This is a genomic window from Rhizomicrobium sp. (assembly GCF_056722145.1).
Genome location: NZ_JBWZET010000116.1, coordinates 1 through 4,102, shown reverse-complemented (window position 1 = coordinate 4,102; position 4,102 = coordinate 1). Strand labels below are relative to the sequence as shown.

At 61.3% G+C, this 4,102-nt stretch carries 6 protein-coding genes; 5 read left to right on the top strand and 1 reads right to left on the bottom strand.

The window, feature by feature from the left end:
• The 3 genes from atpD to AC1P6P_RS06715 all read left to right on the top strand — a co-directional run.
• Positions 1-1,033 (top strand): F0F1 ATP synthase subunit beta (gene atpD, locus AC1P6P_RS06725; protein ID WP_481401665.1); only part of this gene is annotated, 1,033 nt, incomplete at its 5' end.
• A gap of 111 nt (positions 1,034-1,144) precedes the next feature.
• Complete coding sequence (gene atpC, locus AC1P6P_RS06720; RefSeq protein ID WP_481401664.1) at positions 1,145-1,522, top strand: ATP synthase F1 subunit epsilon; 378 nt, start codon at positions 1,145-1,147, stop codon at positions 1,520-1,522.
• Positions 1,523-1,785: 263 nt separating this feature from the next.
• A complete protein-coding gene (locus AC1P6P_RS06715; protein WP_481401663.1) occupies positions 1,786-2,538 on the top strand; it encodes a ferritin-like domain-containing protein in 753 nt (250 codons plus the stop codon).
• Between the two features lie 48 nt (positions 2,539-2,586).
• Here the strand turns inward: AC1P6P_RS06715 and AC1P6P_RS06710 are convergent, their stop codons facing one another.
• Complete coding sequence (locus AC1P6P_RS06710) at positions 2,587-2,991, bottom strand: DUF1842 domain-containing protein (protein ID WP_481401662.1); 405 nt, start codon at positions 2,989-2,991, stop codon at positions 2,587-2,589.
• A gap of 135 nt (positions 2,992-3,126) precedes the next feature.
• Here AC1P6P_RS06710 and AC1P6P_RS06705 point away from each other — a divergent pair, with 135 nt between their 5' ends.
• Positions 3,127-3,486, top strand: coding sequence for a hypothetical protein (locus AC1P6P_RS06705; RefSeq protein ID WP_481401661.1), 360 nt, complete (start codon positions 3,127-3,129; stop codon positions 3,484-3,486).
• A 13-nt stretch (positions 3,487-3,499) separates the two neighbouring features.
• On the top strand, positions 3,500-3,952 hold the full coding sequence (locus tag AC1P6P_RS06700) for a hypothetical protein (protein WP_481401660.1): 453 nt from the start codon (positions 3,500-3,502) through the stop codon (positions 3,950-3,952).
• The last annotated feature ends 150 nt before the right edge of the window (positions 3,953-4,102 follow it).

Below are 4,102 nucleotides of genomic sequence, written 5' to 3'. Positions count from 1 at the left end.
GGTCGTCGACCTGCTCGCGCCCTATTCCCGCGGCGGCAAGATCGGCCTGTTCGGCGGCGCCGGCGTCGGCAAAACCGTGTTCATCCAGGAACTGATCAACAACATCGCCAAGAAGCACGGCGGCTACTCGGTGTTTGCCGGCGTCGGCGAACGTACCCGCGAAGGCAACGACCTCTATCACGAGATGATCGAGTCCGGCGTCAACAAGGACCCCAAGAAGGGTTCCACCGCCGGTTCGAAGTGCGCCCTGGTGTTCGGCCAGATGAACGAGCCGCCGGGTGCCCGCGCCCGCGTCGCCCTCTCCGGCCTGACCGTCGCCGAATATTTCCGCGACCAGGGCCAGGACGTGCTGCTGTTCATCGACAACATTTTCCGTTTCACCCAGGCCGGCTCGGAAGTGTCGGCGCTCTTGGGCCGCATCCCGTCGGCGGTGGGCTATCAGCCGACGCTCGCCACCGACATGGGCACGCTGCAGGAACGCATCACCACCACCTCGAAGGGTTCGATCACCTCGGTGCAGGCGATTTACGTGCCGGCCGACGACCTGACCGATCCGGCGCCGGCGACCTCGTTCGCGCATCTCGACGCCACCACGGTGCTGAGCCGCGCCCTGACCGAAATCGGCATCTATCCGGCCGTGGACCCGCTCGACTCGACGTCGCGCATTCTCGACCCGCATGTCGTCGGCCAGGAACACTATGACGTCGCCCGCTTGGTGCAGTCGACGCTGCAGCGCTACAAGAGCCTGCAGGACATCATCGCCATCCTGGGCATGGACGAGCTGTCGGAAGAAGACAAAATCATCGTCAGCCGCGCCCGCAAGATCCAGCGCTTCCTCAGCCAGCCGTTCCACGTCGCCGAAGTGTTCACCGGCTTCCCCGGCATCTTCGTCGACCTCAAGGACACCATCCGCTCGTTCAAGGCGGTGATCGAGGGCGAATACGACCATTTGCCGGAAGCGGCCTTCTACATGGTCGGCACCATCGAAGACGCCGTCGCCAAGGCTGAGAAGCTGGCGAAGGAAGCGGCGTAACAAAACGGAACTAGGGAGTAGGGAATAGGCAGTAGGGATACGGGACTTTGAAGTGAGCGAGCATCATTTCACTATTCCCTACTCCCCATTCCCTACTCCCTAAACTGCACAATGGCCGACAAAATCACTTTCGACCTCGTCTCTCCCGAACAGCTTCTGCTGTCCGCGGATGCCGACATGGTCACGATCCCGGGCTCCGAGGGCGACATGGGCGTGATGGCCGGTCATACGCCGGTGATCACCGTGCTGCGCCCCGGCGTCATCACGGTTTCCGGCGGCAAGGACGCCCAGAAGTTCCTGGTGCTCGGCGGCTTCGCCGAAGTCACCCAGACCAAGCTGACGGTACTGGCCGAGGAAGCTATTCCGGCGAACGATCTCGACGCCCGCATCGCGGCGGCGACCGAGAACCTCGCCAAGGCCGCCGACACCGACAAGCCGGTACGCCAAGCCAAGCTCGACGCGCTGGCGTCGCTGCGCGCCTACGCCTGACCATCGTTCCGATCCGAACGGCAACGGCCTGCCTTCACCGGCGGGCCGTTTTGCTTTGGTGCCCGAACCGTGGCGGAATCCTTGCGCATCTGTTTGTTCCCATTTCGAAACAGCCGGTTCCCCTGTGCGTTTTAGTATAGCTATAATCTACGCAGGCGGGTGCAACAGAGGCGCGAATGACGGCAGAGCCAATTTTCAAACAGGGCTGGAGCCCTGACGATATCGCGTGGGAGAAGTTCGACCGCGCCAAGGCGGAACCCTGGATGGTCGACGCCATCAAGTCGGCGGCACTGGTCGAATACAACGCGCCCGACTACGTCGGCTACCTGAAGCGCGTGTTCCCCGACCCGTCGTTCCACCCGACCATCGAGCAATGGGGCCACGAGGAAACCCAGCACGGCAAGGTGCTCGGCCGCTGGGCGGAACTCGCCGATCCTTCGTTCAAGCTGGAAGAGGCCTTCGCCCGCTTCCGGGCCGGCTACCGCCCTGCCCATTTCGACGGCAACGACTCAGATTCGGTACGCGGGTCGCGGCGCGGCGAGATGATCGCCCGCTGTGTCGTCGAGAGCGGAACCTCGACCTATTACACCGCCATCAAAGAGGCCACCGATGAACCGTTGCTGAAAGAAATCGCCGGGCGGATCGCGGCCGACGAGTACCGCCATTACAAGCTGTTCTACGAGACTCTTGAGGCACAACATGAACCGGACCTGCCATTCTGGAAGAAGCTGCTGATCGCCATCGGCCGGGCCACCGAAAGCGACGACGACGAAATCAGCTTCTCCCATTATTGCGCCGTCGTGCCCGCGGACGCGATCCCTGCCCGGCCCTATGTGCGCCGCGACTACTCCCGCAATCTTATCGGCATCACGCTGCGCATCTACCGCCGCCGCCACATCGAGAAGCTGACCCGGATGATCGCCAAGGCGGTCGGCGCCGACCCACAGGGGCGCGTCGTCAAGTTCGCCGGGGCGGCGATCTGGCGGGTGCTGCGCCTGCGCGCGCGACCGGCCTGACGCCGGCAGAGCAAAGCGCCCGAAGGCGCCTTGCCCCGGTGGCTTGGCTCAGTCGATGACCAAATGGATCGGCTGCTCGATGACGGGCTTGGGATGACGCAGATAGGTGTATTGCGCCTCGCCCGAGGTCCACGTCTCGTCGAGGACAACCAGCACTTCCAACAGATCGCTTTGCGGCTCGGCCACAGCGAGATTGCCGTCGCCCAGGAGAACGCCCTGCAGCTTGAGCTGGATATGGGTCACCTTCGGCATCACCGTCATGACCGAATAGGTTCCGGTGACGGCGCAGCTGACCAGAATCGGGTTGGGCAATGCGGCCGTAACCGTTGCCGTGCCGCTGATGGTCTTTTTCGGCGTATTGACCAACAAATTGAGATGGAGGATCGGCGCTCCGGGGGCCGTACCGAATGTGACGTACTTGGCGTGGAACAGGCCAATATTGTTCTCAGGCATGCGAATTGCTCCTTGAATGAGGGTTACAACCGACGCCGCAACTCAACTTTACCTTGCGATAGGCAACCAGTTGTACACTTCCGGTTGCATTGCCGCAAGTGCCCGCTTGCACCGCGACCGCGCCAGCATCGCGCCATGAAAACGGTCGCCTGCGGTGTTCTTACGGCTGTGCTCGTTATCCCGGCGACGGCGCAAAACGAATCCGACTGGAAGCCCTATTTCACGTTCCACGACGTGACGTTCTTCTACGCGCCTTCCACGGTGAAGCGCGCCGGATCGCAGCGCGAAGTCAAATGGCACGACAGCCGCAACCCGCAGGTCGTGTTCAAGGTGCACATCGATTGCGCCGCCCGCACCATTCGCAGCCTTGCCGCCGACGAATACGACCTCATCACCGGCGACTATTACGAAACCGCCGATCTGTCGAACACGCCGACAGATGAACTCGGCAGCCCGGACTCGATGGGCAGCGCTCTGGCGACGGCGGTGTGCTGAGCCGAGCCAGGGAATGTCTGAAAACGAGCTTAGATTCGCCGTTCGGAATAGGTCGTATTTGCGCCAGAACTTGCCATTCCCTTCTGCTATTCTGCCGGCCAAAAGAGTGGGAATTGATTTGATCATGGCTGACTTTTGCATTCCGATTGAACCGCTAAGCGAAGATAATTCTCGTGGAGTTGTCCGCGACGATGGCTCGCCAGACCTAATTGCCTTCCGACCTGAGCCGTCGCGATATTTACGCTTAGCTCGTGTGATAGGCGCAGCCAAAGCTATCGCCGCGAATGAACTTGGTCGTGATGCCGCTCAGGCGATTGTCGCAGCGATGATTTCCGCAAGCGATGAGAAAGGCGACTTCACGTTTGTCTGGCGAAAGAGCCTTTTCCTTCCCGAGTATGCGAATATTTTGGAGTGCGCACTGGCTCTCGAGAATGAAGCCGAAATCGCCCACGTTCTTCAGGGATGACGCTCGGAGGGAATGGCAACTAATGGCGCATCTCGGAAGTACGCCCTCGCCCGGGAACGTCTGCTTTCGGGTGCAAATTGCCCGTTGCCCCTTCATGAACGCAGTTCATGTGCGAGTGCGCCTCGCTTAAATGTTTGCAGAGATGACGAA

Bases quoted from the DNA above. Each gene is read 5' to 3' on its own strand.
- AC1P6P_RS06715 (WP_481401663.1), top strand. From the start codon at position 1,786: ATGGTCGACGCCATCAAGTCGGCGGCACTGGTCGAATACAACGCGCCC.
- AC1P6P_RS06700 (WP_481401660.1), top strand. From the start codon at position 3,500: ATGTCTGAAAACGAGCTTAGATTCGCCGTTCGGAATAGGTCGTATTTG.
- AC1P6P_RS06710 (WP_481401662.1), bottom strand. From the start codon at position 2,991: ATGCCTGAGAACAATATTGGCCTGTTCCACGCCAAGTACGTCACATTC.
- atpC (WP_481401664.1), top strand. From the start codon at position 1,145: ATGGCCGACAAAATCACTTTCGACCTCGTCTCTCCCGAACAGCTTCTG.
- AC1P6P_RS06705 (WP_481401661.1), top strand. From the start codon at position 3,127: ATGAAAACGGTCGCCTGCGGTGTTCTTACGGCTGTGCTCGTTATCCCG.